General features: G+C 57.4%; 27 protein-coding genes and 1 tRNA gene. 16 read left to right on the top strand and 12 right to left on the bottom strand.

The genetic code is table 11. The features are described 5' to 3' along the window. Positions 1-4 precede the first annotated feature (4 nt). From ACEWL3_RS14525 to ACEWL3_RS14515, 3 genes are read left to right on the top strand one after another with little or no spacing between them, the layout of a single operon-like run. Positions 5-556, top strand: coding sequence for a 6,7-dimethyl-8-ribityllumazine synthase (locus ACEWL3_RS14525; RefSeq protein WP_386183642.1), 552 nt, complete (start codon positions 5-7; stop codon positions 554-556). Next, positions 553-1035 carry a transcription antitermination factor NusB gene (gene nusB / locus ACEWL3_RS14520; RefSeq protein ID WP_386183644.1) on the top strand — a complete coding sequence of 161 codons (483 nt, stop codon included), beginning with the start codon at positions 553-555 and terminating at the stop codon, positions 1033-1035. Before ACEWL3_RS14525 ends, nusB begins: the two co-directional genes overlap by 4 nt. A gap of 57 nt (positions 1036-1092) precedes the next feature. Beyond that, a complete protein-coding gene (locus ACEWL3_RS14515) occupies positions 1093-1383 on the top strand; it encodes a hypothetical protein (RefSeq protein ID WP_386183647.1) in 291 nt (96 codons plus the stop codon). A 218-nt stretch (positions 1384-1601) separates the two neighbouring features. On the opposite strand, the gene ACEWL3_RS14510 is transcribed toward ACEWL3_RS14515, so the two are convergent. The 4 genes from ACEWL3_RS14510 to ACEWL3_RS14495 all read right to left on the bottom strand — a co-directional run bounded on the left by ACEWL3_RS14510 (position 1602) and on the right by ACEWL3_RS14495 (position 4523). Then, positions 1602-2024, bottom strand: a complete 423-nt coding sequence (locus tag ACEWL3_RS14510) for an SRPBCC family protein (RefSeq protein WP_386183650.1) — start codon at positions 2022-2024, stop codon at positions 1602-1604. Then, the gene (locus ACEWL3_RS14505; protein ID WP_386183653.1) at positions 2021-2341 is read right to left on the bottom strand and encodes a metalloregulator ArsR/SmtB family transcription factor; all 321 of its coding nucleotides are present in this window, start codon (positions 2339-2341) and stop codon (positions 2021-2023) included. The genes ACEWL3_RS14510 and ACEWL3_RS14505 overlap by 4 nt, the downstream gene beginning before the upstream one ends. Positions 2342-2448: 107 nt before the next feature. Next, positions 2449-3210, bottom strand: a complete 762-nt coding sequence (locus ACEWL3_RS14500) for a COG3904 family protein (RefSeq protein ID WP_386183655.1) — start codon at positions 3208-3210, stop codon at positions 2449-2451. Further along, entirely contained in the window at positions 3207-4523 is a 1317-nt protein-coding gene (locus ACEWL3_RS14495) for a hypothetical protein (RefSeq protein ID WP_386183658.1), read from the bottom strand. Before ACEWL3_RS14495 ends, ACEWL3_RS14500 begins: the two co-directional genes overlap by 4 nt. Positions 4524-4632: 109 nt before the next feature. Here ACEWL3_RS14495 and ACEWL3_RS14490 point away from each other — a divergent pair, with 109 nt between their 5' ends. Next, entirely contained in the window at positions 4633-5103 is a 471-nt protein-coding gene (locus ACEWL3_RS14490) for an MmcB family DNA repair protein (RefSeq protein ID WP_386183826.1), read from the top strand. Positions 5104-5109: 6 nt separating this feature from the next. On the opposite strand, the gene ACEWL3_RS14485 is transcribed toward ACEWL3_RS14490, so the two are convergent. Then, positions 5110-5304, bottom strand: coding sequence for a DUF6324 family protein (locus ACEWL3_RS14485; protein WP_386183661.1), 195 nt, complete (start codon positions 5302-5304; stop codon positions 5110-5112). Between the two features lie 81 nt (positions 5305-5385). Between ACEWL3_RS14485 and ACEWL3_RS14480 the strand changes: the two genes are divergently transcribed. Together ACEWL3_RS14480 and ACEWL3_RS14475 are read left to right on the top strand one after the other, a co-directional pair. Then, complete coding sequence (locus tag ACEWL3_RS14480) at positions 5386-5868, top strand: GNAT family N-acetyltransferase (protein ID WP_386183664.1); 483 nt, start codon at positions 5386-5388, stop codon at positions 5866-5868. A 90-nt stretch (positions 5869-5958) separates the two neighbouring features. Continuing rightward, a tRNA-His gene (locus ACEWL3_RS14475) sits at positions 5959-6035 on the top strand. A 78-nt stretch (positions 6036-6113) separates the two neighbouring features. Here ACEWL3_RS14475 and ACEWL3_RS14470 read toward each other — a convergent pair. Further along, positions 6114-6407, bottom strand: coding sequence for a DUF6476 family protein (locus ACEWL3_RS14470; protein ID WP_386183667.1), 294 nt, complete (start codon positions 6405-6407; stop codon positions 6114-6116). Between ACEWL3_RS14470 and ACEWL3_RS14465 the strand changes: the two genes are divergently transcribed. From ACEWL3_RS14465 to ACEWL3_RS14450, 4 genes are all read left to right on the top strand, one after another. Beyond that, the gene (locus ACEWL3_RS14465) at positions 6406-7437 is read left to right on the top strand and encodes an RluA family pseudouridine synthase (RefSeq protein ID WP_386183668.1); all 1032 of its coding nucleotides are present in this window, start codon (positions 6406-6408) and stop codon (positions 7435-7437) included. The two genes, ACEWL3_RS14470 and ACEWL3_RS14465, sit on opposite strands and share 2 nt — an antisense overlap. 191 nt (positions 7438-7628) lie before the next feature. Then, the gene (gene rpoH / locus ACEWL3_RS14460; RefSeq protein WP_386183670.1) at positions 7629-8525 is read left to right on the top strand and encodes an RNA polymerase sigma factor RpoH; all 897 of its coding nucleotides are present in this window, start codon (positions 7629-7631) and stop codon (positions 8523-8525) included. 70 nt (positions 8526-8595) lie between these two features. Then, positions 8596-8865, top strand: a complete 270-nt coding sequence (locus tag ACEWL3_RS14455; protein WP_386183673.1) for a DksA/TraR family C4-type zinc finger protein — start codon at positions 8596-8598, stop codon at positions 8863-8865. Between the two features lie 70 nt (positions 8866-8935). Continuing rightward, positions 8936-9304, top strand: coding sequence for a hypothetical protein (locus ACEWL3_RS14450; protein ID WP_386183675.1), 369 nt, complete (start codon positions 8936-8938; stop codon positions 9302-9304). A 111-nt stretch (positions 9305-9415) separates the two neighbouring features. Here the strand turns inward: ACEWL3_RS14450 and ACEWL3_RS14445 are convergent, their stop codons facing one another. The 5 genes from ACEWL3_RS14445 to ACEWL3_RS14425 all read right to left on the bottom strand — a co-directional run bounded on the left by ACEWL3_RS14445 (position 9416) and on the right by ACEWL3_RS14425 (position 15227). Continuing rightward, a complete protein-coding gene (locus ACEWL3_RS14445) occupies positions 9416-11236 on the bottom strand; it encodes a M3 family oligoendopeptidase (protein ID WP_386183677.1) in 1821 nt (606 codons plus the stop codon). 63 nt (positions 11237-11299) lie between these two features. Beyond that, entirely contained in the window at positions 11300-12898 is a 1599-nt protein-coding gene (locus tag ACEWL3_RS14440) for an ATP-dependent DNA ligase (RefSeq protein ID WP_386183679.1), read from the bottom strand. Further along, complete coding sequence (locus ACEWL3_RS14435; RefSeq protein ID WP_386183681.1) at positions 12895-13908, bottom strand: ligase-associated DNA damage response exonuclease; 1014 nt, start codon at positions 13906-13908, stop codon at positions 12895-12897. The genes ACEWL3_RS14440 and ACEWL3_RS14435 overlap by 4 nt, the downstream gene beginning before the upstream one ends. 81 nt (positions 13909-13989) lie before the next feature. After that, positions 13990-14937 (bottom strand): alpha/beta fold hydrolase, encoded by a 948-nt coding sequence (locus ACEWL3_RS14430; RefSeq protein ID WP_386183683.1) that lies wholly within the window; start codon positions 14935-14937, stop codon positions 13990-13992. Continuing rightward, a complete protein-coding gene (locus ACEWL3_RS14425; RefSeq protein WP_386183685.1) occupies positions 14937-15227 on the bottom strand; it encodes an SCP2 sterol-binding domain-containing protein in 291 nt (96 codons plus the stop codon). Before ACEWL3_RS14425 ends, ACEWL3_RS14430 begins: the two co-directional genes overlap by 1 nt. 20 nt (positions 15228-15247) lie before the next feature. On the opposite strand from ACEWL3_RS14425, the gene ACEWL3_RS14420 reads away from it, so the two are divergent. The 5 genes from ACEWL3_RS14420 (at position 15248) to ACEWL3_RS14400 (ending at position 20421) form a co-directional block, all read left to right on the top strand. Further along, positions 15248-15883: a tetratricopeptide repeat protein gene (locus tag ACEWL3_RS14420; protein ID WP_386183688.1), complete on the top strand. Its 636-nt coding sequence runs from the start codon at positions 15248-15250 to the stop codon at positions 15881-15883. A 21-nt stretch (positions 15884-15904) separates the two neighbouring features. Next, positions 15905-18808, top strand: coding sequence for a helicase-related protein (locus tag ACEWL3_RS14415; RefSeq protein ID WP_386183690.1), 2904 nt, complete (start codon positions 15905-15907; stop codon positions 18806-18808). After that, positions 18809-19195 (top strand): RNA-binding S4 domain-containing protein, encoded by a 387-nt coding sequence (locus tag ACEWL3_RS14410; RefSeq protein ID WP_386183693.1) that lies wholly within the window; start codon positions 18809-18811, stop codon positions 19193-19195. Between the two features lie 52 nt (positions 19196-19247). Continuing rightward, complete coding sequence (gene fdxA / locus ACEWL3_RS14405) at positions 19248-19583, top strand: ferredoxin FdxA (protein WP_114877960.1); 336 nt, start codon at positions 19248-19250, stop codon at positions 19581-19583. A gap of 325 nt (positions 19584-19908) precedes the next feature. Then, the gene (locus tag ACEWL3_RS14400) at positions 19909-20421 is read left to right on the top strand and encodes a CarD family transcriptional regulator (RefSeq protein ID WP_114877961.1); all 513 of its coding nucleotides are present in this window, start codon (positions 19909-19911) and stop codon (positions 20419-20421) included. A 54-nt stretch (positions 20422-20475) separates the two neighbouring features. Here the strand turns inward: ACEWL3_RS14400 and cobS are convergent, their stop codons facing one another. Continuing rightward, entirely contained in the window at positions 20476-21279 is an 804-nt protein-coding gene (cobS, locus tag ACEWL3_RS14395; RefSeq protein WP_386183698.1) for an adenosylcobinamide-GDP ribazoletransferase, read from the bottom strand. A gap of 82 nt (positions 21280-21361) precedes the next feature. Between cobS and cobT the strand changes: the two genes are divergently transcribed. Beyond that, complete coding sequence (cobT, locus tag ACEWL3_RS14390) at positions 21362-22375, top strand: nicotinate-nucleotide--dimethylbenzimidazole phosphoribosyltransferase (RefSeq protein ID WP_386183701.1); 1014 nt, start codon at positions 21362-21364, stop codon at positions 22373-22375. Positions 22376-22383 lie beyond the last annotated feature (8 nt).

Here is a 22383-nt window from a genome sequence, read left to right as displayed (position 1 = left end):
TCAGATGGCCGCGCACGACAAACATACCGTTTTGCCACGCCCCAGTTTCGACAAGCCCGTAAAGGTGCTGATCGTGGTGTCGCCCTACTATTCCGATATCGCAGAGGGGCTGTTGACCGGGGCCAAGGCCGAACTCGACGCTGCGGGCGTGACCTGGGATGTGGTCGAAATGCCCGGCGCACTGGAAATCCCGACCGCGATTGGCATTTCGGACCGGCGTAGCAATTTTGACGGCTATGTGGCGCTGGGCTGTGTGATCCGCGGCGAGACCACGCATTACGAAACGGTGTGCAATGACAGCAGCCGCGCCTTGCAATTGATGGGGCTGCAGGGGCTGTGCATTGGCAATGGTATCCTCACGGTCGAAAACCGCGGCCAAGCCGAGGTGCGAGCAGACCCCAAAGGACAAAACAAAGGGGGCGGTGCCGCCGCGGCGGCCTTGCATCTGATTGCCCTCGCTCGTAAGTGGGCGAACACAAGCAAAGGCGTCGGGTTCAAGTCCTTGGGGCAAGACACCCTGATGGCGGACGGCTCGGATGGATCAGGCATCGCATGACAACTTCTTCAGCCGGGATTTCCGGCAACCAGAAACGCAAGATGAAATCAGCCGCACGGCTTTACGCGGTGCAGGCCTTGTTTCAGATGGAACATTCATCGCAGACCGTTGAGCGGGTGCGCAACGAATTCCTGGAACACCGCTTTGGTGCGGTCTATGAGGGTGCGGAGATGCTTGATGGTGACATCAATCTGTTTGCCCGCGTGCTTGACGATGCGGTTAACTATCAGGCCTTGATTGACCAGATGACAGACCGCGCGCTGGTCGCCAAATGGCCCATTGCGCGGATTGACCCGACATTGCGGGCGCTCTTTCGCGCGGCAGGTGCTGAATTTCGCGATACCGGAACGCCACCGAAGGTCGTGATCAGCGAATACGTGGATGTTGCGCGCGCGTTTTTTCCGGACGGCAAAGAGCCAAGTTTCGTGAATGCAGTGTTGGACCACATGGCCCACGAGGCGCGGCCCGACGCATTTTGATCTGAATTGATATTTACCCCTCGCGGCGCTATAATCACCGAACGGGAGGGCTTTCCATTGCCAAAGATTTTCCGCTTTTACATCCGCCATTGCCTGATCGGATTTGCCATATCGGGCATCTTCACCGCGCTGTTGATGTACTTCAATGTTGCGAACCTGTGGCATCTGATCAGCACGTCTGACATCGGGCTGATGGCGCTGACCGTTTTCTGGGTGCTCAATGGGATCGTCTTTGCCGGGGCGCAGACCGCCGTCGCGGTTCTGCTGATGACAAAGCCTGAAGACAAAGGCCCGCGCGGCGGCAAAGGTGTTCGCGTGCCAGCTTTCGCCTATGCCAATAAGCGCTGAAATCTGAAGGGGTTAGGTGTGACGGGACCGCACCTGCCGTCCTGTTTTTTATTCCCGAGGACCTGTATGTACAGGTGGGCGCCAGATAAATGAACCAAGGCTCAGACAGAGCCAGCTCCCTCGGATTTGCTTAAGGCCACTGGAATGTAACGTAATACAAACAGGGCAGAACCCGTCACACCCTCTCAGATAGGCGCGTGACGGGTGTACGGCAAGGGCTAGTTTGTGTTTTCGTGGATGTGCGCACGCATCCGTGAAATGTGATCGTCCCAGCCCTTATCAAGCGCAAGCGTCAGGCCAAAGGCATCGGCACCTTGCGGCAGGCCAACATGCTCAAGCGACAATCTGGTGCCGCCCGCCACGGTTTCCAGCGTCCATTTGACCGTACTGACCGCATCACCCATCGGTTTGACCGTAAAGGAATATTCCAGATATTCCGGCGCGCGCGCCACCTTCACGTCCCCCCAGATCAGCTTGTCACCGCTTTCGGTGCCAAACATCTCAAGCGCCTTGCCCTCGGCCAGGGACGTCTTGGGGGCATGAAACCAAGTTGCCAGCTTGTCAGGCTGCGTAAGATAATCCCAAACCACCTCGCGGCTGGCTTGCAGGTAGATTGATTTGTGAATTGTCGTATCGGTCATTTCTTTTCCTTTTCAATGGCTGATTTGAGGGCGCTCAGGCGATCATCCCAGAAGCTGTCGAAGTATTCGAACCAGTTCAGGACAGGCGCAAACCCTTGGGTGTTGATGCTGTTGATCCGTTCGCGGCCACGCGGTCTGACGGTGATCAAACCACCGTCACTCAGCACGGTAAGGTGCTTTTTGACCGCCGCGCGGGTCATGTCGAAATGGCCCGACACATCGGCGATGGTCATGTCTTGCGTGGCAAGCATTTTAAGAATGTCACGCCGCGTCGGATCGGCAAGGGCGCGAAACGTGAGTTGATCGGGTGCGGACATGAGGGGTAGGGCTCCTTATCATGATACCTTTTGGTATCTCAATAATTAGATACCAAAAGGTATCATGTCAAGTGGTTTTTTCGGATCGGCCTTGCGTGGCCGTTACATCACTCAGCGGGGGAGACGAAGTTATAGGCGCGCAGTTCTTCGGGCAGCAGCACGTAAATTTCATCTGGCGGGGTCACCAGCGCGTGACGCATGACCAGCGGGTCGATGCCCATCTCGTCAAGATAGGTCATGACCTCGCCCTGACCGCGCTGGATGTCCTCGACCGCGACAAAGGCGGGCAGGATGGTGCTTTCACCAAAATAATGTTGATGCACACCGACGGATGCCCCATCGGGAATGGTGCGCTTCACCCCAGCCGCCAAAAGATAGGGACAGGCGGAATAGCACACATCGCCATCGCGCAGGGTTGTGTTCAGACCCGCAGCCCGCAAATGCCGCCCCAGTTCTAGCGCATCGCGCACGGACCCACCGGGCGAATTCAGGATCACCCGTGCAGGGGCGGGGTCCAGCGCGTCAATCTGTTTGGCGATGCGGGGTGCATCTCCAGCAGTGATGGCCCCTTCGAGCAAGGCCGCAGCGCCTGCCTCGACCACGGTCAGCACCAGACGATCGGGCAGGGGTGTTGTCGGCATAGGGCGGCCCGGTGCCGGTGCGCGGTCTTGTCTGTAGCGCCGGGTCTGATCGCCCGGTCGGATCGGTTCGGTCAGGGAGGGAGCCTTCGGACCAAACCCCGGCATGCTTAACCCGTGGCTCAAATCGCCCCAGAACAGCATCACGGCCAGCCCGAGCTGAAAGAGCAGGACGCCCATCAGGACGCGCCCGACCGGGTTGCGGCGGTTGGGGTCGGCAGCATCACTCATGTGGATTTGATCGGTGTGACGTGGGCGGCGGTGTCCGGCTTCTTGTCTTGCTGGATATCGGGCGGGGAGGGCGCGTTTTGCGCCCCACCGTGCATTGCCTCTTCGACGTCCCGCACCGCAGCAAGGGCGGCGCGCAGTTCGGCGAGTGTCATTGTGTCCTCCACCGCAGCCCCTTCGCGGCCTGAACGGATCGCAGTTTGGGTGATTGCGAGGATAAACACCAAAACAGCAGGCAAGAGATCAATCGCAATCGCACCGGCCCAGGACGGCACGAAATTGCGCGCATAAAGGATAACTGCATCAGCGCTTGAGATGGGCGTGTAGGTGGTTTCAGTGGGTGGCGGCATGGCCAGCACGGATTGCGCGGCGCGCTCAAGCGTGGTGGCGCGTTGTGCGAGCACCTCCAGCACCGAAGTGATTGTCGCCCCTTGGGCGGTGCGGTTTTCTGCGCTGTTGCCATCGAGTTCTGGCAACACCACAGAAGCGGACAGATCCTGCGCCGCCCGCTCAACCAGCGACGCAACGGAAAGCTGTCGCAGTTGGGTGATCAGCCCTGCCAGATGCACCGCCTGTTCGGAAAATTCGACAGAGCGCGCTTCAACCGGGCCCGGTTCAACCGTCAGAGCACGCATTCGGCTAAGAATTTGATTGCCCTCGACAAAGGCGGCATTGACCAAGGGGGTCTGCGTGGCAATCTGCGCCTCCAACCCGCTGAGTTCAGACGACTTTTGGCGCAATACGCGGAAAACCGCGCCGCGTCCGGCGAGGCCAGACAGATTACCGGTTGCTTCCTGTTCGCTCAGATCCTCGAAACTTTGCCGCACGCGGGCAACGTCCCGTTCAAGGCCCTGGGCCGACAGCGCAATCTCATGGGCGCGTTCGAGCGATCCCTGGTATTCTTGGACTGTGTTGGCAAGGTGCTGTTCTACCGCTGCGGAACCGGCCAGAGCGGCAGCATTGAGCCAGGATGACATGGCGACAATCGCGAGGGACCCAAGCCCCATTGCGCCAAGCAACCCCATCCGCGACCGCGTGGACCTGACCGCAGGAAAGAGGCGCAACATATAGGACCAAAAGACAAAAATGCCGACGGACACGGCAACGGAATAGGCAATGGCGGCAAACGCAGACATCGCACCGTTGTCGTCCAGCAAGGAGGACACACCCAGATAAGTATAGATCCCAGAGGCTACGGCCAGCACTCCAAGGGCGGTGCCCGAAAAGGTGTCAAGCCAGCCCAGATGCCCCTCAAGTTCACGCGCATACCGCACGCCGCGTGCTTCGGATTGCGTCATCGGTTTACGATCGCTCATGTATTATCACCCCTCATGGCCCAAGCACCAAGATAGGAGGGGCCGCGGCAAATACCAACGCCTTGGCAAAAGACTTGCCAATGTTCATGAAATGTTCGTAAATTTAGTCATGTCACACACCGACGGTCAGACCCTTCAAGCGAACATGCTACCCGGACAGCTTTTGGCGCGTGGGGTTGCGCGGCATTTGTCGAGCTATGGGTTTGTGAGTGTCGAAGAATTGGTGCCAACACGCGGGCTGCGGGTCGATGTGATGGCGCTGGGCCCAAAAGGCGAGATTTGGGTGGTGGAATGCAAGTCCTCGCGCGCTGACTTTGCCTCAGACAGCAAATGGCAGGGCTATCTGGAATGGGCGGACCGGTTCTTTTGGGCGGTGGATGAGAGTTTTCCGACCGATATGCTGCCCGAAGAGACCGGATTGATCATCGGCGATGCTTATGGCGCTGAGATTATCCGTATGGGGCCAGAGACCAAGCTTGCCCCGGCACGCCGCAAAGTCATGGTGCAGAAATTTGCATTTCACGCGGCCCGGCGATTGCATCTGCTGCGCGATCCAGGCGTTCTACCTGACTGGGGGTAGGGCAGCTTAGCGCTTGCCCTTAGGGCCACCAACGCGGTGCGCCGCTGCCATGATTTCTTCTGCGATCTCAAGGGCCTCTTCAGGCGTGAAATCCATTGGAATTTCCACGCCATTCCCTTCGATGAAAAGGCGGACCATGCCCGCATCGGTGGGGCCGATTTGCAGGTTTGCTTCGATGTCGCGTTCGGTGTTGATGCCCATGGCGGGTCTCCAGAGTGATGGGGGATATCGCTAGCGCGGCAAGACTTGAAAGGCAAGCGTGCTTGGCGTCATGATGCACCTATGGATCCGATTGAGATACGCAGATTCGACGCCGAAGACCGGGACTGGCTGATTGAGCAGCACAAGGTGCATTATGCCGCTGCCGAAGGATTCGATGCGACATTCGGGGTTCTTGTCACCCAGATCGTCGATGCGTTTCTGGCGGATCACGATGCGTCCTGCGAGGCCGGGTGGATCGCTTGGCAGTCGGGCCAGCGGTTGGGCAGTATTTTCTGTGTCAGATTGGATGAACGGACCGCCAAGCTACGTCTGTTCCTGTTGACGCCCGAGGCGCGCGGGCAGGGCCTTGGCAAGCGCATGCTGGCGACCTGCATGGGGTTTGCACGCGACTGTGGATACAGCAACATGCAACTTTGGACCCACGAATCCCACCGTGCTGCGGGCGCGCTCTATGCCAAAACGGGCTGGACGCTGGTGGGGGAAAAGCCGGTTGTGTCCTTTGGCCAGCAAAATGTCGAACAAACATGGACAATCACGCTGTGATGAACCGCATCGGGGTGGCTCAACAGGCAAACCAAAGCGGGTCTTAGGGTCTTGCAATCTGTGTGCACGGGCGCTAAATCCCTGACCAATGCCGCCTTAGCTCAGTTGGTTAGAGCACTGGTTTGTGGAACCAGGGGTCCCCCGTTCAAGCCGGGGAGGCGGTACCACCCTCCCTTATTCCAAATTGTATTCAGGGTTTGCCGCATCTGTTGTGGATGAGTATTTCGGGCGAAAAGAAGCTGGGGTCAGTCAATTGTCAGGGTCTGGCGAAGTTTGCCACTGAGGCGGTCATAGATCAGGATTTGATTGTCGGTGGTGACGATGGCGTACCAGGTGTCGCCTTGGGTGAATGCGGAGGCTGTTGTGCCGTCCGGCAGGTTGACCGTTTGAGGTAAATCAGGCCCCTTACCTGAGAGGCGCGTGACAAGCAGGGCAGTAACCACTAGAACGCCGCAAATCATCACGGCGGTCAGTACCGTCACCATCCGCCGCAAAAACCGCAGGTTTGCGGGCTCTTTCACATCTGTTGGGTCAACCATGTCGCACCGCCGTATCACATTCATCATCGCGGACACACCCCCGCCCCGCCTTGATAAGGCGCTGGCGCGTGATGTGCCAGAGGATGCGAACCTGTCGCGCACGCGGTTGGGGCGGCTGATCGAAAACGGTGCAGTGATGGTGGCAGGGCAAGTCATGCGTGATCCCCGCGCGCGGGTGGCTGTGGGCGATCAGGTCGATATTGATATCGAAGAGGCGCAAGACAGTCATATTCTGCCCGAAGATATCCCGCTTGAGGTGGTGTTTGAGGACGCTGATCTGGTGGTGATCAACAAATCTGCGGGCATGGTCGTTCATCCGGCACCGGGCACGCCGTCAGGGACTTTGGTAAACGCGCTTTTGGCGCATTGCGGAGATGACCTGTCTGGTGTCGGGGGTATGAAACGCCCTGGCATTGTGCACCGGATTGACAAGGAAACCAGTGGGTTGCTTGTCGTTGCTAAATCAGATGCGGCCCATCATGGGTTGGCCGGGCAATTCGAGAAGCATACCGTGGAACGGTATTATCAGGCCGTTGTCTATGGGGTTCCTGACGCAAATGATCCACGGTTGCGGGGGATCAAGGGCGCGTCTTTTGAACCGGGCAACATTCTGAAACTGACAACACAACTGGCCCGGCACAAGACTGACCGGCAACGCCAGGCTGTTCTGTTCAATGGAGGGCGACATGCGGTGACCCGTGCCCGCACGGTGGAACGGTTTGGCACGCCGCCCGTACTGGCGCTGATGGAATGTTGGCTGGAAACCGGGCGTACCCACCAGATCAGGGTGCATATGGCACATGCCGGGCATGGATTGGTCGGTGATCCGACCTATGGTGGCAAACGCAAACTGCCCAAAGCAGCGCTGCCCTACATCGCTGCAGAAGCCGTCAGAACCTTTTCAAGGCAGGCGTTACATGCCGCGGTTCTGGGGTTTGAGCATCCGGTCACAGGCGAAAATGTGCGGTTTGAAGCCCCCCTGCCGCAGGATATGGCCAAATTGTTGGATTTGCTGCGATTTGCGGCCTGACAGGCATGGATTTCAGCCTGTCATGAAAAGCACATGCGCGTGACTGCACGGTAGAGTTACTTTTCATTAACACAGGTTGTGTCATTATTAATCTGAACTAAACGGTTTAGCACTTGAAACCGATGTGAGCGCCGACCATATTGATGTTAAGCCCATAAACATGGGCCCCTAACATTGGGGAAAGGGACAAAATGGGAAATTATGCAAATTTGCCGGCACCAACGCCGGAAGGCGGTCTGAACCGCTATATGCAGGAAATCCGCAAATTCCCGCTTTTGGAGCCGGAAGAAGAATACATGCTGGCGAAAGCATGGGTTGAAAAGGAAGACACCCAGGCGGCGCATCGTTTGGTCACATCGCACCTGCGTTTGGCGGCCAAGATCGCCATGGGCTATCGTGGTTATGGTTTGCCGCAGGCCGAAGTGATTTCAGAAGCCAACGTCGGACTGATGCAAGCGGTGAAGCGGTTTGACCCTGAAAAGGGATTTCGTCTTTCGACCTATGCGATGTGGTGGATCAGAGCATCCATTCAGGAGTTCATCCTGCGGTCGTGGTCGTTGGTGAAAATGGGTACCACGTCGGGGCAGAAAAAACTCTTTTTCAATCTGCGCAAAGCCAAAAACAAGATCGGTGCGCTGGAAGAAGGCGACCTGCGACCTGAAAACGTGACCACCATCGCGACCCAACTGGGCGTGACTGAGGATGAAGTGATTTCCATGAACCGGCGGATGTCGGGTGGGGACGCGTCGCTGAATGCCACTGTCGGCTCTGAAGGCGAAGGCACGATGCAGTGGCAGGATTGGCTTGAGGACGAAGATGCCGATCAGGCAGGCGATTACGAGGCGCGTGATGAATTGGAAACGCGCCGCGAGATGCTGGCCGAAGCACTGGATGTGCTGAATGAGCGCGAAAAAGACGTTCTCACTCAGCGTCGTTTGTCGGATGAGACGATCACTTTGGAAGACCTGAGCGGCCAATATAACGTCAGCCGCGAGAGGATCCGCCAGATCGAGGTGCGCGCATTTGAAAAACTGCAGAACAGGATGCGGGAACTGGCAAAAGAAAAAGGGCTGATGGCAAACGCCTGATCCCATTGTGACTTGACGAAAACCGAACCCTGCCCAACATTGGGCAGGGTTTTTCCGTTGGAGGGGCATTATGGCAGGTGGCTGGGCAAAAGATGGTGCCGTATCCGAGCAGATAGAGGCATCAATCAGCGATGAGCTGGCGCGGATGAAGGCGCGCCGGGCACCGGTGGGCGACAGCCTGACCCATTGCGCAGAATGCGAAGAGCCAATCCCTGAGGCCAGGCGCGAGGCATTGCCGGGGGTGAAGCTGTGTATCGATTGCGTGCGTGAACGCGATGGGAAGTTTCAGGTGAGAAGCGGGGTTAATCGGCGGGGTAGCAAGGACAGTCAGTTGAAGTGAGCGGGCGATGTCTGGTTCCAATGCAGACTAGCCTCTCATCTTACATGGCAGTGAAGTTTGGGAACAAACTATGAAACGACCAAGTGATTTAGAGCATGCAATTCTGCAAGAGTACCGCAAGCGATACAAATACTACGGTTTTCCAAAAGCGTTGGTTTTTGACGTATTATCTCGACATAACTTCGGAAGTGGACGCTCAACAAAGCTTAATCATATAGGGAAAATTAACAGCCCGGATGGATCATTGTATCTGGCAGACTATTCTCACCTAGAAGTTGGAAACGTAGTTGCGGGGGCAACCCTGTTCATCAATATTTGCGACAGGAAAGCGACCAAACCAGTGATCTTAATAAACGTTGAAGAGCAATGGGATGGTGATGAAACTACCTGCTCTATTTTGAACCCAGAAACAGCTGATTTTTCTGTGCGAGGCCAGTGACCTCCTAAAAAAATGGCTATTTGCAATCAACTGATGAAGTGCTCAGGAACCGACCGGAACAAAAGCTTGCAAAAGTTGCGATAAATTACCCGCATAGCAGGCACTGCCCGCTTATTCCTCCATCGCTTCCAATTCATCAATGAAACCTGAAATCATGCTTAATCCCTTGTCCCAGAACGCCGGATCGCTGGCATCCAGCCCAAACGGTGCCAGCAATTCCTTGTGGTGCTTTGAACCACCCGCCTTGAGCATCTCGAAATATTTGTCCTCGAAACCCGGCTCGCCTTCTGCGTAAACCGCATAGAGCGCGTTCACGAGGCCATCGCCAAACGCATAGGCATAGACGTAGAACGGCGAATGCACGAAATGCGGGATGTAAGCCCAGAAGGTCTCGTAGCCGTCCATGAATTCAAAGGCGGGTCCCAGCGATTCCGCCTGCACCGACATCCATAGCGCGTTGATGTCATCGGGGGTCAACTCGCCCCCACGGCGCGCGTCGTGCAGTTTGCATTCGAAATCATAAAACGCGATCTGACGCACGACGGTGTTGATCATGTCCTCAACCTTGCCCGCCAGCATCACCTTGCGCTCGGCCAGTGATTTGGCACCATCCAGCATCTTGCGGAAGGTGAGCATTTCACCGAATACAGATGCCGTCTCAGCCAATGTCAGCGGGGTCGACGACAACATTTCACCTTGCCCAGCGGCCAGCACCTGATGCACGCCGTGGCCAAGTTCGTGGGCCAAGGTCATGACATCACGGGGTTTTCCCAGATAGTTCAGCATAACATACGGGTGTACATTGGTGACTGTGGGATGCGCAAAGGCCCCCGGCGCCTTGCCCGGTTTCACGGCCGCATCAATCCAGCCTTTACGGAAAAACGGCTCGGCCAGTTCCCCCATGCGCGGGTCAAACGCGGTGTAGGCATCCATCACAGTCTTCTCTGCGCGGTCCCAGTCAACAATCGTTGGGTCTTCCATCGGCAGAGGCGCATTGCGGTCCCAGACCTGCATCACATCAAGGCCCAGCCACTTGCGCTTTAGCTCGTAATACCGATGGCTCAGCTTGGGGTAGGCGTTGACCACCGCATTGCGCAGCGCTTCGACGACTTCCGGCTCGACCTGATTGCTCAGGTGGCGGCCAGTTTGGGCCGTTTCCATGCCGCGCCAGCGATCCAGGATCTCTTTTTCCTTGGCTTGCGTGTTATGAACGCGGGCAAAGGTCTTGATATTGCTGCCAAAAACCTCGGCCAATTCGCGCGCCGCAGCCTCGCGGTTATCCCGTTTCGGATCGGTCAAGAGGTTCAGTGTGCCCTCGATGCCCAATTGATCGCCGTTCACCTCAAATTCGAGGCCCGCGATGGTTTCATCGAACATACGCTCCCAGGCATCGCCGACGACACCCAGATCATGCAGGAATTTTTCCAACTCATCTGACAATTGATAGGGTTTCATCGCACGGATGCGGTCAAAAACGGGTTTATAGCGGGCAAGTTCTGCGCATTGATCGAACAGGCCGTCCAGATGATCATCCTCAAGGCGGTTCAATTCCAACGTGAAAAACACCAGAGGCGTGGTGAAATTGGTGATCTTCTCCTGCATATCAGACATGAACTTGGCCCGACACGCATCGGTGGTCAGCTGATAATACCGCAGCCCGGCAAATGACATGATGCGCCCGGCGATTTGATTGATCTTTTCGTTGCGCAGCACACAATCGAGCAGCCCAGCGGCATCCAGACCCGCCAAATTGCCCTCAAAGTCGCTGGCAAAGCTGGCACAGGCCTGTTCCAGCCAATCAAGATCACGCTTCAATTCGGTTGCGTCTTCGCCAGAGTAGAGATCGCTCAGGTCCCATTCCGGCAGGTTGCCGAGGGATTTGTCGCCACCATTGGCATTTGCATCACGAACGGGGAAGGGAAGTTGAAACATCGATGACCTCATAGCAGTGTTTTGCCCAACCTAAGCGCGGGTGCAGGCGGGGACAAGCGGCACTCATCCATAGATGCGCAGCATTTCGTTCAGATCATCCAACGTATTTGCCTCTTGCAGCGGTTTATCCTGCCGCCAGCGCAACATACGCGGGAATCTTAATGCAATGCCGGATTTGTGGCGCGGGCTGGCCTGAATGCCTTCGAAGGCAATTTCAAACACATGATGCGGCGTTACTTTGCGTACCGGGCCAAACCGTTCAAGCGTGTTCTTGCGAACCCAGGCAGTGATTTGTCGAAATTCAGCATCGGTCAGCCCGGAATAGGCCTTGGTAAAGGGCACCAGGTCGTTGCCACTCCAGACCGCAAAGGTGAAATCCGTAAAAAGGTTCGCCCGCCGGCCAGAGCCTGACTGCGCATAGATCATCACCGCGTCGATGGTGAGCGGATCCAACTTCCATTTCCACCAATCACCCTTTTTGCGACCCGCTAGATAGGGGCTTTCGGCCCGTTTTAGCATCAGACCCTCGGCATGTGCATCGCGGGCAGTGTCGCGCAGATCGGCAAGCTCGGACCACTGCGCAAAACTGTGCTGAGGGGACAGTCTGATGGGCGTGTCACGGGGCAAATCGGCGCAGGCGACCTCAAGCAAAGCGCGGCGTTCGGCAAATGGCAGGTCGCGAATATCGCGGCCTTCCCATTCCAGCAGGTCGTAGGCGTGCAGCACCACAGGGGCGTCCACAAGCAACTTCTTGGGAACATTTTTTCGACCAATTCGGGATTGCAATGCATTGAAAGAAGACGGTTTATCCGCTTCTGGGTGCCAAACCAGCAATTCGCCGTCCAACACCGTGCCGGGGGGCAGATGGTCGATAGCACGGGCAAGTTCGGGGAAGCGGTCGGTCATCAATTCCTCACCCCGTGACCAGACGAAATATTCACTATCACGCAGGATCAACTGGCCGCGAATGCCATCCCATTTCCATTCGGCACGCCAATCGGCCGGAAGACCCAACGCCTCTGGCCCGTCTTCCAGCCCGTAGGCCAGATAAAATGGATAGGGGCGCGATGCATCGGCGCTGGCGTCGTCAGCCTCGATCAATTCATGCCATGTCACGTCATCCGGATGCCAGTTGCCCATCAGCCGGTGTGCCAATTCGGCCTCAGGCTTGCCTGTCGCACGGGCGAGCGCACGGGTCATCAGCTTTTGACTGACGCCAACGCGAAACCCGCCGGTAATCAGCTTGTTAAACAAGAACCGTTCGGCCCCGCCCAAGCTTTGCCATGCCTCCAGTACAAAGGCCTTTCGCGCGGGTTCATCCACGTTAGCAAGATCGCGCAGTGCATTGATCCAATGTGTTAATGTTTGATCTTCGGTAGAAGGGCTTGACGGCAAAACAAGCGCGATGGTTTCGGCCAGATCCCCGACGATGGCATAGCTTTCTTCAAAGAGCCAAAGCGGAATGCCCGACGCCTCGGCGGCCCATTCACGCAGGCGGGTTGTGGTGACGGCGCGTTTGGGTCTGCGTCCGGAAAACAGCGCAATCGTCCACAGCCGGTCCATGTCATCGGCTTTGGCGAAATACTCCGCCAAAGCAGCCACCTTGACGGTGGTTTTAGTGCTTTGGTCGATGGCGGCAAAGAGGGTGGCAAAGTGCTTCATCCGCCATCCTCCGTCTCTGTCATGTCGCTGTTGAATTGGGTCGGAACAACCTCGGCGTTCCAGCCATTTTCGTTCAAGTATCGCATGAAGATATCAGTGTAACCATGTGTAACATATATATTTTCAGCCTCAGTTTCGCTGATCGCCCAAAGCAACCCTGCCCAATCGGCGTGATCAGATATCACAAAGCCTCGGTCGCCCGCACGCCTGCGTCTTATCCCGCGCAGCGCCATCCAGCCTGAGGCAAAAGCGGTCTCTTGCGCCCCAAAACGCCGGGCCCATGCGCTTCCTTGCGCTGAGGGCGGCGACAGCACCAAGGCACCGGGATAATCCTTGGGGTTGAGGTCCGGCGTCACATGCACCGTATCGGCCAAGGGAATGTCCTGACCGCGCAGCACAGCATTTGTGTTCTCAACCGCGGTATGGGTCAGGATCGGCCCGATATCCTGGTCAAGCAGCGCCATCAACCTTTGCGCCTTTCCCAGTGAGTAGGCCCCCAGAAACGCAGTTTTGCCCGTTGCCGCGCAGCCGCGCCACCATGCGTTCAGCTCTGCTGCGACCTCTGCCTGATCGGGCCAGCGAAACACCGGCAGGCCAAAGGTGCTTTCGGTAATAAAATGGTGGCATTTGACGGGTTCAAAGGGGTCAGAGAGCCCATCATCTACAACCTTGTAATCACCGGATGCGACCCAAACCTCACCAGCGACCTCAACCCTGATCTGCGCCGACCCCGGCACATGACCTGCGGGATGAAACGAAACCTGCGCGCTGCCAATGGTGCGTTTCTCGCCGTACCGGATGCCATCTGCGTTGATGTCGCCCAGACGGTACCGGATCACGGGCAGGGCCAGATGTGTGGCCAAATACGATCCCATGCCGGGGCGGGCGTGGTCGGCATGCCCATGGGTGATCAGCGCGCGATTAACGGGCCGCCAAGGGTCAATGTAAAAATCACCAGCCGGGCAATAGATGCCTTTGTCAGTAAAAGTGAGAACGGGTGGGCGCGACATGAACGCTAATGTAGGGTGGCGAAGCGGATTGCACAGCGTTTTTTAAGGGGGGCAACTGTGCTCTGGGGCTCTGGCCGGCAACTAGGCCGAAACCGTCCCGAAAAAGAGCTTTTCCAAGCCGTCAAAGACCGGCGTGCGCAGGGTCTCGGTCTCCATCAGCACTTCGTGTTCGCCGCCCTCGACGATTTCCAGCCGCCCGCCTTTCCAGCTGTCCATGCGGGCATGTATGCGGGGCACGTCCACGATGCGTTCGTTGCTGCCCAGCCATGTCACACAAGGCAGGTTGGGTGCCGCACGCTGGGCCAGATGGGTGGTTTCGGCCAGCGCCTCGCGTAGCCAGACAAAGCTGGGGCCGCCCAGTGACAATTCTGGGTGCGCAGCAAGCTGATCGCGCATCATGTCGTACATTTCTGCATCCGTTGTCAGCATATTGTCTTCGAACGGTTCGGCCAGCACATAGGGTTCAGGCTTGGAGCCGGGCGGCATCAAATGCCCACGACCAAGCCGCGGCAGGGTATGAGACAACACAGCCGCCATCAGCCGCAGATGCGGCGCGATACGGATGCCCCACATCGGTCCGGTAAATGCCGCCGCCTGAACCGGCAACCCTTCCATCACGGCCCGCAACCCGATGCAGCCGCCCATGGAATGCGCCAGCAGGAAAAACGGCCGGGGCAGGCCAAGCTCGCGCGCTGCACGCAGCATCGCCGCCACGTCTTTTTGATAGTCAGAAAACGCGTCTACGTGTCCGATCCGAGGATCATCAAGCAGCCTGTCGGCCAGACCCTGACCCCGCCAGTCGATGGCGATGGTGCCCAGCCCCCGCGCTGCCAGATCTGTCGCCGCCAGCCCATATTTTTCAATATATTCCGTGCGCCCGGGAAACAGCAGCACTGTTCCCTTTGCGCCCTTAAGAGGCCAATGGCCCACCCTGATCCTTTTGTTGTCAGATGTGTCAACCCAGTGGGCCATCCCGCCCGCAGGGCCGGGATGTACATCTGTAAAGAAGGGGGCGGGCGTCAAAGCCATCAGGAAAGGGCAGCAGCCAGTTTCATTGCCATTCCCATGTCACCGTCAACCTTAAGCTTGCCTGTCATGAAAGCGGATGTTGGATTGGTGTGACCTTCAAGGATAGACTGGAACGTGTCGGCATCCGCGCTCAGGGTCACGTCCGCATCTTCGTCTGCTGCGCGCGCACCGGACGCGTCCATCATCACGGTTCCTTCGCCCTCGATGTCAAATTTGGCGGTGCCGCCAATGTCCGCGCCAGCCAGTTTTTCGTTCAACACAACAACTGCTTCGTTCACAATATCGCTCATCTTACGCCCTTTTTGGCAAAATGGCTGCTACACGTCTGGAAATGCGGCGGCAGCCTGTTACATTCACTGTTGTTATGCGCATCAAAACCGTCAACCTCAAACGTCACCTTACGGCAATTGGATCATCTCTGTTGCTGTCTGGCCTTGTTTTGGGCATGGCCCCGGCCAACGTACGGGCTGAATCGGCACCGCCGGAATTGCTTGAGCGTCTGCGCAGTGCTTCTGCGATTGATGCACCCCGCGTCGAGCACGAGGTCGAGAAGATCTGGTCGCGCTCGGGGTCACCGGCGATGGATCTATTGCTCAAGCGCGGACGTGACGCCCTGGAAAAGGGCGATGTCGCGCTTGCGATAGATCATTTTACCGCGCTCACGGATCACGCGCCGGATTTCGCCGAAGGTTATCACATGCGCGCGCAGGCCTATTTCCGGGCCAATCTTTATGGTCCGGCCTTGGACGATCTGGAAACCACATTGGCGCTGAACCCTGACAATTATAACGCGATCTTTGGGTTTGCGATCATGGTGCAGGAATTTGGCGATCTGCGCCGCGCCGCTGATCTGTATCGCAGGGTCCTTGCCATTCATCCAAACCATGAAAACGCCAAATCGGCGCTGGGTGGTTTGAAACGCGACGGCATTGGTCGCGAACTGTAATAAAATCCAAGGATAGTGTAAGTGGTGAATGATGCGCGGGTCGTGGCCGTTTTAGGCCCGACCAACACTGGCAAAACCACCTATGCGATTGAACGCATGCTGGCCCACCGCACAGGTGTGATTGGCCTGCCGCTGCGCCTGTTGGCGCGCGAAGTCTATGACAGGATTGTTGCCTTGCGTGGCCCTTCGGTGGTGGCATTGGTCACCGGCGAAGAACGCATCGTGCCGCCGCGCACGCAATATTGGGTGTGCACCGTTGAGGCGATGCCAGAGGGTATGGGCGCTGATCTTGTGGCCATCGACGAGATCCAGCTTTGCGCAGATCCCGAACGGGGTCATGTGTTCACCGACAGATTGCTGCGCGCACGCGGGTTGCATGAAACCTTGTTTTTGGGGTCAGATACGATGCGTGGCACCATTGCTTCGCTGGTGCCTAAGGCACAGTTTATGCGCCGCGAACGGATGTCAGAGCTTACCTACACTGGGCAGAAAAAGACCAGCCGGATGAAACCGCGCTCGGCCATCGTGGGGTTTTCGGTCGAGAACGTCTATGCGATTGCCGAACTTATCCGCCGCCAAAAGGGGGGGGCCGCGGTTGTGATGGGCGCGCTGTCCCCGCGCACCCGCAATGCGCAGGTCGAGATGTATCAAAACGGCGACGTGGATTATCTGGTGGCCACAGATGCGATCGGGATGGGGCTGAACCTTGATGTGGACCACGTGGCATTTTCGGCGCTCAGCAAGTTTGACGGCCGCCGGATGCGGCCCCTGGCTCCAAATGAACTGGCCCAGATTGCAGGGCGGGCAGGGCGCGGTTTCAAATCCGGCACGTTTGGTGTCACCGGCGATGCGCGGCCCCTGGACGATCAGGTGGCAAAGGCGATCACAGATCACAATTTCACCCCGCAAAACAAAATCAACTGGCGCAATCACGCATTGCAATTCGGGTCTGTGGAACGGCTGATTGCCACGCTTGAGGCACCGTCCGAAAACGAACGCCTGATCCGCGCGCGCGAGGCAGACGACCTGCGGGCGCTGAAAACACTGGCCCAAATTGATTTGGTCTTTGCCCGCGCCACCGACGGCCCATCTGTCAGACTGCTTTGGGATGTGTGCCGTATTCCTGATTTTCGCGGGATCAGCCACGCAGAACATGCAGGTCTGCTTGAGACGATTTTCACTGATCTGCACCAGCGCGGCGAGATATCCGAAAACTGGCTGGCACGACAAATAAAAAGAATTGATCGAACCGATGGCGACATTGATGCGTTGTCTAAACGATTGGCGTTTATCCGCACATGGACCTATGTCGCACAGCGCAAAGGCTGGACTCGCGACGAAAGCCATTGGCGCGAGGCCAGTCGTGTCGTAGAAGACCGCTTGTCAGACGCATTGCACGAACGTCTGACCCAAAGATTTGTAGATCGGCGCACGTCCGTGCTTTTGCGCCGGCTAGGACAGAAGGAAGCCATGGTGGCCGAAGTTAATGAGACCGGTGAAGTAACTGTTGAAGGCGAATTTGTAGGCAAGCTGGACGGTTTCCGTTTCCGCGCCGACAAAGGTGCAGGCGGCGCTGAGGAAAAGACGATCAAGTCTGCCGCACTGCAAGCGTTGGCTCCGCAGTTCCACTTGCGCGCCGACCGGTTCTATAACGCCCCGGATACCGAGATTGATTTCACCGAACAGGGTGGATTGATGTGGGGTGCCTCAGCCGTTGGCAAACTCGTTGCAGGGTCTGACCCGTTAAAGCCGTCCGTTGAGGTATTTGTCGACGATGTCGCGGGACCAGAGGTTGCCCAAAAGGTGCAGCGTCGCCTGCAGCACTTCATTGACCGCAAGGTGGTCGCCCAGTTTGAACCACTGCTGGCCCTGAGAAACGATGAAACCCTGAACGGTCTGGCGCGTGGTTTCGCCTTTCAGTTGGTTGAGAATTTTGGATTGCTGCCGCGGGCTAAGGTCGCGGATGAGGTGAAAGCGCTTGATCAGGATGCACGTGGCGCATTGCGCAAGAATGGCGTGCGTTTTGGTCAGTTTACGATCTTTATGCCGCTGCTGCTCAAACCGGCCCCGACACGTCTGCGGCTGGTGCTGTGGTCGCTGACCAAAGGCCTGTCTGAGTTTCCTGAATCGCCGCCGCCCGGTTTGGTGACCATTCCCGTGGATGCGGGCGCACCCGAAGGTGCCGATACGATGTCCGGCTACCGAAACGCCGGGTCACGTGCGATCCGCATCGACATGCTGGAACGTCTTGCAGACATGCTGCGCGCCGAGGATTCGCGCGGCGGGTTTGAGGCAAAGCCGGATATGTTGTCGATCACCGGCATGACATTGGAACAGTTTTCCGAACTGATGACCGGTTTGGGCTATAAGGCCGAAAAAGGCGAACGCGCCAAGGTCAAGACGGTGACCGAAGTGATGCCGCAAGCCGCCAAAGATGTGCCCGCGGACACGCCGGTGATGGATGTTGCGGCTGAGGCTGCCGAGGGCGCAATCACTGATGCTCCCAAGCCCCCTGAGCCTGCCGATACACCAGCAGAGGTGGCCGCCATCATCGACGAAGGCAACGCACCCATCATTGAGGAACCGGCCCGGACACCGGAAGTGGACGATAACATTCCCGATGTGGCTGAAAACGAGAACCCGCAAGGAACAGCGCCTGACGCCGAGATTGCGGGCGCAGAGATGGAGGTATTCTACACCTTCACATGGGGCCGCGCGCCGCGTGCCAACCAAAATCAGCGCCGTGGCGGGGATCGTCCGCAGGGCAAAGGCAAGCCTCAAGGAAAAGGCCGCAAGGGTGCCGCACGCGGCGATAAAGGCGATAACGCCAAGACCTTTAGCGCCAAACCAAAGCGCCACGAAAAGCCGATTGACCCCGATAACCCCTTTGCCGCAGCGCTGATGGGGCTGAAGGACAACAAGTAATTGGCGGAAAACACGACAAAACTGCGCGTCGACAAATGGTTGTGGCACGCGCGGTTTTTCAAGACGCGGTCGCTGGCCGCCGCGCGGGTTCAGGCGGGCGACATTCGGATTAACAGCGAAAGGACCACGAAACGGGCCAGCACCGTTGCGGTGGGGGATGTCCTTACCTTTGCCATCGGTGATCATATTCGCGTGATCCAGATCGACGCGGTGGGCCAGCGGCGCGGCCCCGCACCTGAGGCGCAAGCGCTTTACACCGATTTATCCCCGCCAAAACCCCAACCGGAGGACAAGCCGTCCGAAAATCCCGCATTTGAGGGAAAGGGACGTCCAACCAAGCGCGACCGACGGCGACTTGATCTTTCTAAGGCGCGCCACCTTGAATGATCCTGCCCCCTGAATTAGCTAGACCGCACATTGACCAGACAAAGATGACCGCATGACCTATATCGTGAATGACGCCTGTATCGCCTGCAAATACACCGACTGCGTCGAGGTATGTCCGGTGGATTGCTTTTACGAAGGCGAAAACATGCTCGTCATTCATCCCGACGAATGCATCGACTGTGGGGTGTGCGAACCCGAATGTCCCGCCGATGCGATCCGCCCAGATACCGAGCCGGACATGGAAAAATGGGTCGAATTTAACCGCAAGTATTCTGAACTTTGGCCGGTGATCATCACCAAAAAAGATCAATTGCCAAATGCCGAAGAGATGGATGGCAAGCCTGGCAAGATGGAGCTTTTCTCGGAGGCACCGGGCGAAGGCGGATAATTGCCAATGATTCGCGTCCATACATGGACGTATGGTCGAAGAACAGCCGCTAAACCTATGAATTTTTAGATTTTTGCGGTCTCTGACCCTGGGGCAGCTTTCGGAACGGGTGATTCTGTGGTATATTGCTTGGAAGCTGAAACAATCGGATCAACCAACTGACGTAAAACGCATCAACCTGACTGCATTGGTTGAACCATAAATCCAGATAACCACACACCCCGGACATGGGCCGCTTTGGCCCGGGCCCGTTGGTGGTTTTTGTGCCTGTAACAGCACCCAATTTACGGCGGGCCGACCCAGTGCCCCAAAGGAGCGACCTAATATGTCTAAATCGAAAAAGCTTGATTTCCGTCCCAACGAATTCGTTGTCTATCCTGCACATGGTGTGGGCCAGATCGTTTCTGTTGAAGAGCAGGAAGTCGCAGGCATCACGCTTGAGCTGTTCGTGGTCTCATTTGAAAAAGACAAGATGACTCTGCGGGTGCCCACCCACAAGGCGACAGAGATCGGGATGCGCGCGCTCAGTTCGCCAGATGTGATCAACCACGCGATGAAGACGCTAAAGGGCAAGGCCAAGGTCAAGCGCGCAATGTGGTCACGCCGTGCGCAGGAATATGAGCAAAAGATCAATTCTGGCGACCTGATTGCCATTGCCGAGGTCGTGCGCGACCTGCACCGGACCGACGATCAGCGCGAGCAAAGCTATTCTGAGCGTCAGCTTTATGAAGCAGCACTTGAGCGTCTAACCCGCGAAGTGGCGGCAGTTGGCGGTGGTGATGAGCTTGCTGCGGCCAAGCAGGTTGGCGATGTGCTGGAAAGCCGTGTCGCGGCCTAAGCGCTGATAAAAATTGAACAGAACACCGCGCCCTTTGGTGCGGTGTTTTGCGTTTTAATCGGGGGTCCAGTCATAGACCATTGTGTCAAAGGCAATGAGGATCCCCAACTCAACGATTTGCTGCGTCGCCCCCAGCACATCACCGGTCTGTCCGCCGATCTTGCGACGCGCGAGCGTTGCAACACCGAGCGTTGACAGGACCGCAACTACGATCAACCAGAACGTTGAGACTTCCGGTGCAAGAACTGCGGCCACTGCTGCAAACCCTACTGCGATCATGGTCGTCTGTCCCGTTGGTCTGCCGGTTTGCTGGGCCAACCCATCTTTGCGCGCATGGGGCAGGCGGTACATCACCCAGACCATTGCGCCCCGCGACATGACCGCGGCGGTAAGAACCGCACCCATCAGCACGTCTTTTTCGATCATCTGCGTGATCACATACCAGCGCAGCAACAATGACATCACCAAAGCGATGACGCCGTACGTGCCTATTTGGCTGTCTTTCATGATGCCCAGACGTTTGGCCATGTCCCAGCCGCCCCAAAACCCATCGGCACAATCGGCCAGCCCGTCCTCGTGCATGGCACCGGTGACGACAATCGACGACAGAACCACAAAAAGCGCGGTGATCGGGCTGACGACACCCAGCGACTGCATCATCCAGGCGATCGCAACGGCGATCAGTCCAACGCTCAGACCAACCAGCGGATAGGCCCATGCGGCGTGCGCTGCAGCGCGGCCTGTACCGGGGGCATGCGGTGCCGCAGGCAAGGGCAGGCGGGTCAACAGCATGAAAGCTGTGGTCAAGTCGCGCAGGTGCATCGTGGCGCGTATTTTGCGCATGTCGGTTACGTTCATCAAATTGCCCTTTCAGACCTTCCTCATGTGCCAAGCTAAGGCTAGACAAGACCCAACTGCAATCCGCAAGTATGAGCATCCAATGAAGCAAGCCTTTAGCAATCTTTCTGAGTTCCGTGCGATTTTGGCCGCACAAGAAGGGATTGATACCACCGCTCAGACCGCCGCCGCAGATCACAATGCTCAATTGACCAAACCACCCGGCGCATTGGGCCGGTTGGAGGATCTTGCGTTGTGGTATCGCGGCTGGCGCGGTGGAGAGCGGGCGGAAATCGGTGCCCCTCAGGTGATTGTATTTGCTGGCAACCACGGTGTTGCGGCACGCGGCGTGTCAGCGTTTCCGGCAGAGGTTACCGCGCAGATGGTGTTGAATTTTCAGCATGGTGGCGCGGCGATCAATCAGATTGCCCGGGCCAATGGCGCGACCTTGGATGTGGTCGCCCTTGATCTGGACAGACCAACAGATGACTTCACCATTGGTCCGGCGATGTCAGAGGCTGATCTGGTCCTTGCCTTGCAGGCGGGCTGGAATGCGGTTGACCGGTCGGCCGATCTGTTGGTGGTTGGCGAAATGGGCATTGCCAACACGACTTCTGCGGCGGCATTGGCCTGCGCTTTGCTGGGGGGGGATGCGGCGGATTGGACCGGGCGTGGCACCGGCGTCGATGACGCAGGGCTCAGCGTGAAAACTCAAGTTGTCGCTGAAGGCGTTGCGCGGCATGCAGGCCAAGGCGATGGATTGGAAATTCTGGGCCGCTTGGGCGGTCGTGAACTGGCGGGCATGGCGGGCGCAATTGCACGTGCGCGAGACCTGCGCATGCCTGTCATCCTTGACGGGTTCATCTGCTCAGCGGCGGCCCTGTGTCTGGCCAAGACCCAAGATGGTGCGCTGGATCATACCGTCGCCGGACACCAAAGCGCCGAAAGCGCTCATGTGGAATTGCTCAGAGCGCTGGGCAAGGAACCTTTACTGCAACTGGGACTGCGACTGGGCGAGGGATCGGGGGCGGCGCTGGCCATTGGCATTCTCAAATCGGCGCTGGCATGTCACGCGGGCATGGCAACCTTTGCTCAGGCAGGTGTCAGCGACGCGTAAACTGTCAG

The organism is Sulfitobacter sediminivivens (genome assembly GCF_042611115.2).
GTDB classification, from domain to species: Bacteria; Pseudomonadota; Alphaproteobacteria; order Rhodobacterales; family Rhodobacteraceae; genus Sulfitobacter; species Sulfitobacter sediminivivens.
The sequence above is the reverse complement of the archived record's forward strand: the minus strand, read 5'-3'. Positions and strand labels throughout refer to the sequence as shown.

Excerpts from the sequence above, each read along its gene's own strand:
- cobT (WP_386183701.1), top strand. The coding sequence starts at position 21,362 with ATGAAGCAAGCCTTTAGCAATCTTTCTGAGTTCCGTGCGATTTTGGCC.
- ACEWL3_RS14420 (WP_386183688.1), top strand. The coding sequence starts at position 15,248 with ATGGCTGCTACACGTCTGGAAATGCGGCGGCAGCCTGTTACATTCACT.
- ACEWL3_RS14525 (WP_386183642.1), top strand. The coding sequence starts at position 5 with ATGGCCGCGCACGACAAACATACCGTTTTGCCACGCCCCAGTTTCGAC.
- ACEWL3_RS14440 (WP_386183679.1), bottom strand. The coding sequence starts at position 12,898 with ATGAAGCACTTTGCCACCCTCTTTGCCGCCATCGACCAAAGCACTAAA.
- ACEWL3_RS14490 (WP_386183826.1), top strand. The coding sequence starts at position 4,633 with ATGTCACACACCGACGGTCAGACCCTTCAAGCGAACATGCTACCCGGA.
- fdxA (WP_114877960.1), top strand. The coding sequence starts at position 19,248 with ATGACCTATATCGTGAATGACGCCTGTATCGCCTGCAAATACACCGAC.
- ACEWL3_RS14480 (WP_386183664.1), top strand. The coding sequence starts at position 5,386 with ATGGATCCGATTGAGATACGCAGATTCGACGCCGAAGACCGGGACTGG.
- ACEWL3_RS14455 (WP_386183673.1), top strand. The coding sequence starts at position 8,596 with ATGGCAGGTGGCTGGGCAAAAGATGGTGCCGTATCCGAGCAGATAGAG.
- ACEWL3_RS14505 (WP_386183653.1), bottom strand. The coding sequence starts at position 2,341 with ATGTCCGCACCCGATCAACTCACGTTTCGCGCCCTTGCCGATCCGACG.
- ACEWL3_RS14450 (WP_386183675.1), top strand. The coding sequence starts at position 8,936 with ATGAAACGACCAAGTGATTTAGAGCATGCAATTCTGCAAGAGTACCGC.
- ACEWL3_RS14445 (WP_386183677.1), bottom strand. The coding sequence starts at position 11,236 with ATGTTTCAACTTCCCTTCCCCGTTCGTGATGCAAATGCCAATGGTGGC.
- ACEWL3_RS14500 (WP_386183655.1), bottom strand. The coding sequence starts at position 3,210 with ATGAGTGATGCTGCCGACCCCAACCGCCGCAACCCGGTCGGGCGCGTC.
- cobS (WP_386183698.1), bottom strand. The coding sequence starts at position 21,279 with ATGAACGTAACCGACATGCGCAAAATACGCGCCACGATGCACCTGCGC.
- ACEWL3_RS14485 (WP_386183661.1), bottom strand. The coding sequence starts at position 5,304 with ATGGGCATCAACACCGAACGCGACATCGAAGCAAACCTGCAAATCGGC.
- ACEWL3_RS14430 (WP_386183683.1), bottom strand. The coding sequence starts at position 14,937 with ATGGCTTTGACGCCCGCCCCCTTCTTTACAGATGTACATCCCGGCCCT.
- ACEWL3_RS14495 (WP_386183658.1), bottom strand. The coding sequence starts at position 4,523 with ATGAGCGATCGTAAACCGATGACGCAATCCGAAGCACGCGGCGTGCGG.
- ACEWL3_RS14465 (WP_386183668.1), top strand. The coding sequence starts at position 6,406 with ATGTCGCACCGCCGTATCACATTCATCATCGCGGACACACCCCCGCCC.
- ACEWL3_RS14435 (WP_386183681.1), bottom strand. The coding sequence starts at position 13,908 with ATGTCGCGCCCACCCGTTCTCACTTTTACTGACAAAGGCATCTATTGC.
- ACEWL3_RS14400 (WP_114877961.1), top strand. The coding sequence starts at position 19,909 with ATGTCTAAATCGAAAAAGCTTGATTTCCGTCCCAACGAATTCGTTGTC.
- ACEWL3_RS14470 (WP_386183667.1), bottom strand. The coding sequence starts at position 6,407 with ATGGTTGACCCAACAGATGTGAAAGAGCCCGCAAACCTGCGGTTTTTG.
- ACEWL3_RS14510 (WP_386183650.1), bottom strand. The coding sequence starts at position 2,024 with ATGACCGATACGACAATTCACAAATCAATCTACCTGCAAGCCAGCCGC.
- nusB (WP_386183644.1), top strand. The coding sequence starts at position 553 with ATGACAACTTCTTCAGCCGGGATTTCCGGCAACCAGAAACGCAAGATG.
- rpoH (WP_386183670.1), top strand. The coding sequence starts at position 7,629 with ATGGGAAATTATGCAAATTTGCCGGCACCAACGCCGGAAGGCGGTCTG.
- ACEWL3_RS14425 (WP_386183685.1), bottom strand. The coding sequence starts at position 15,227 with ATGAGCGATATTGTGAACGAAGCAGTTGTTGTGTTGAACGAAAAACTG.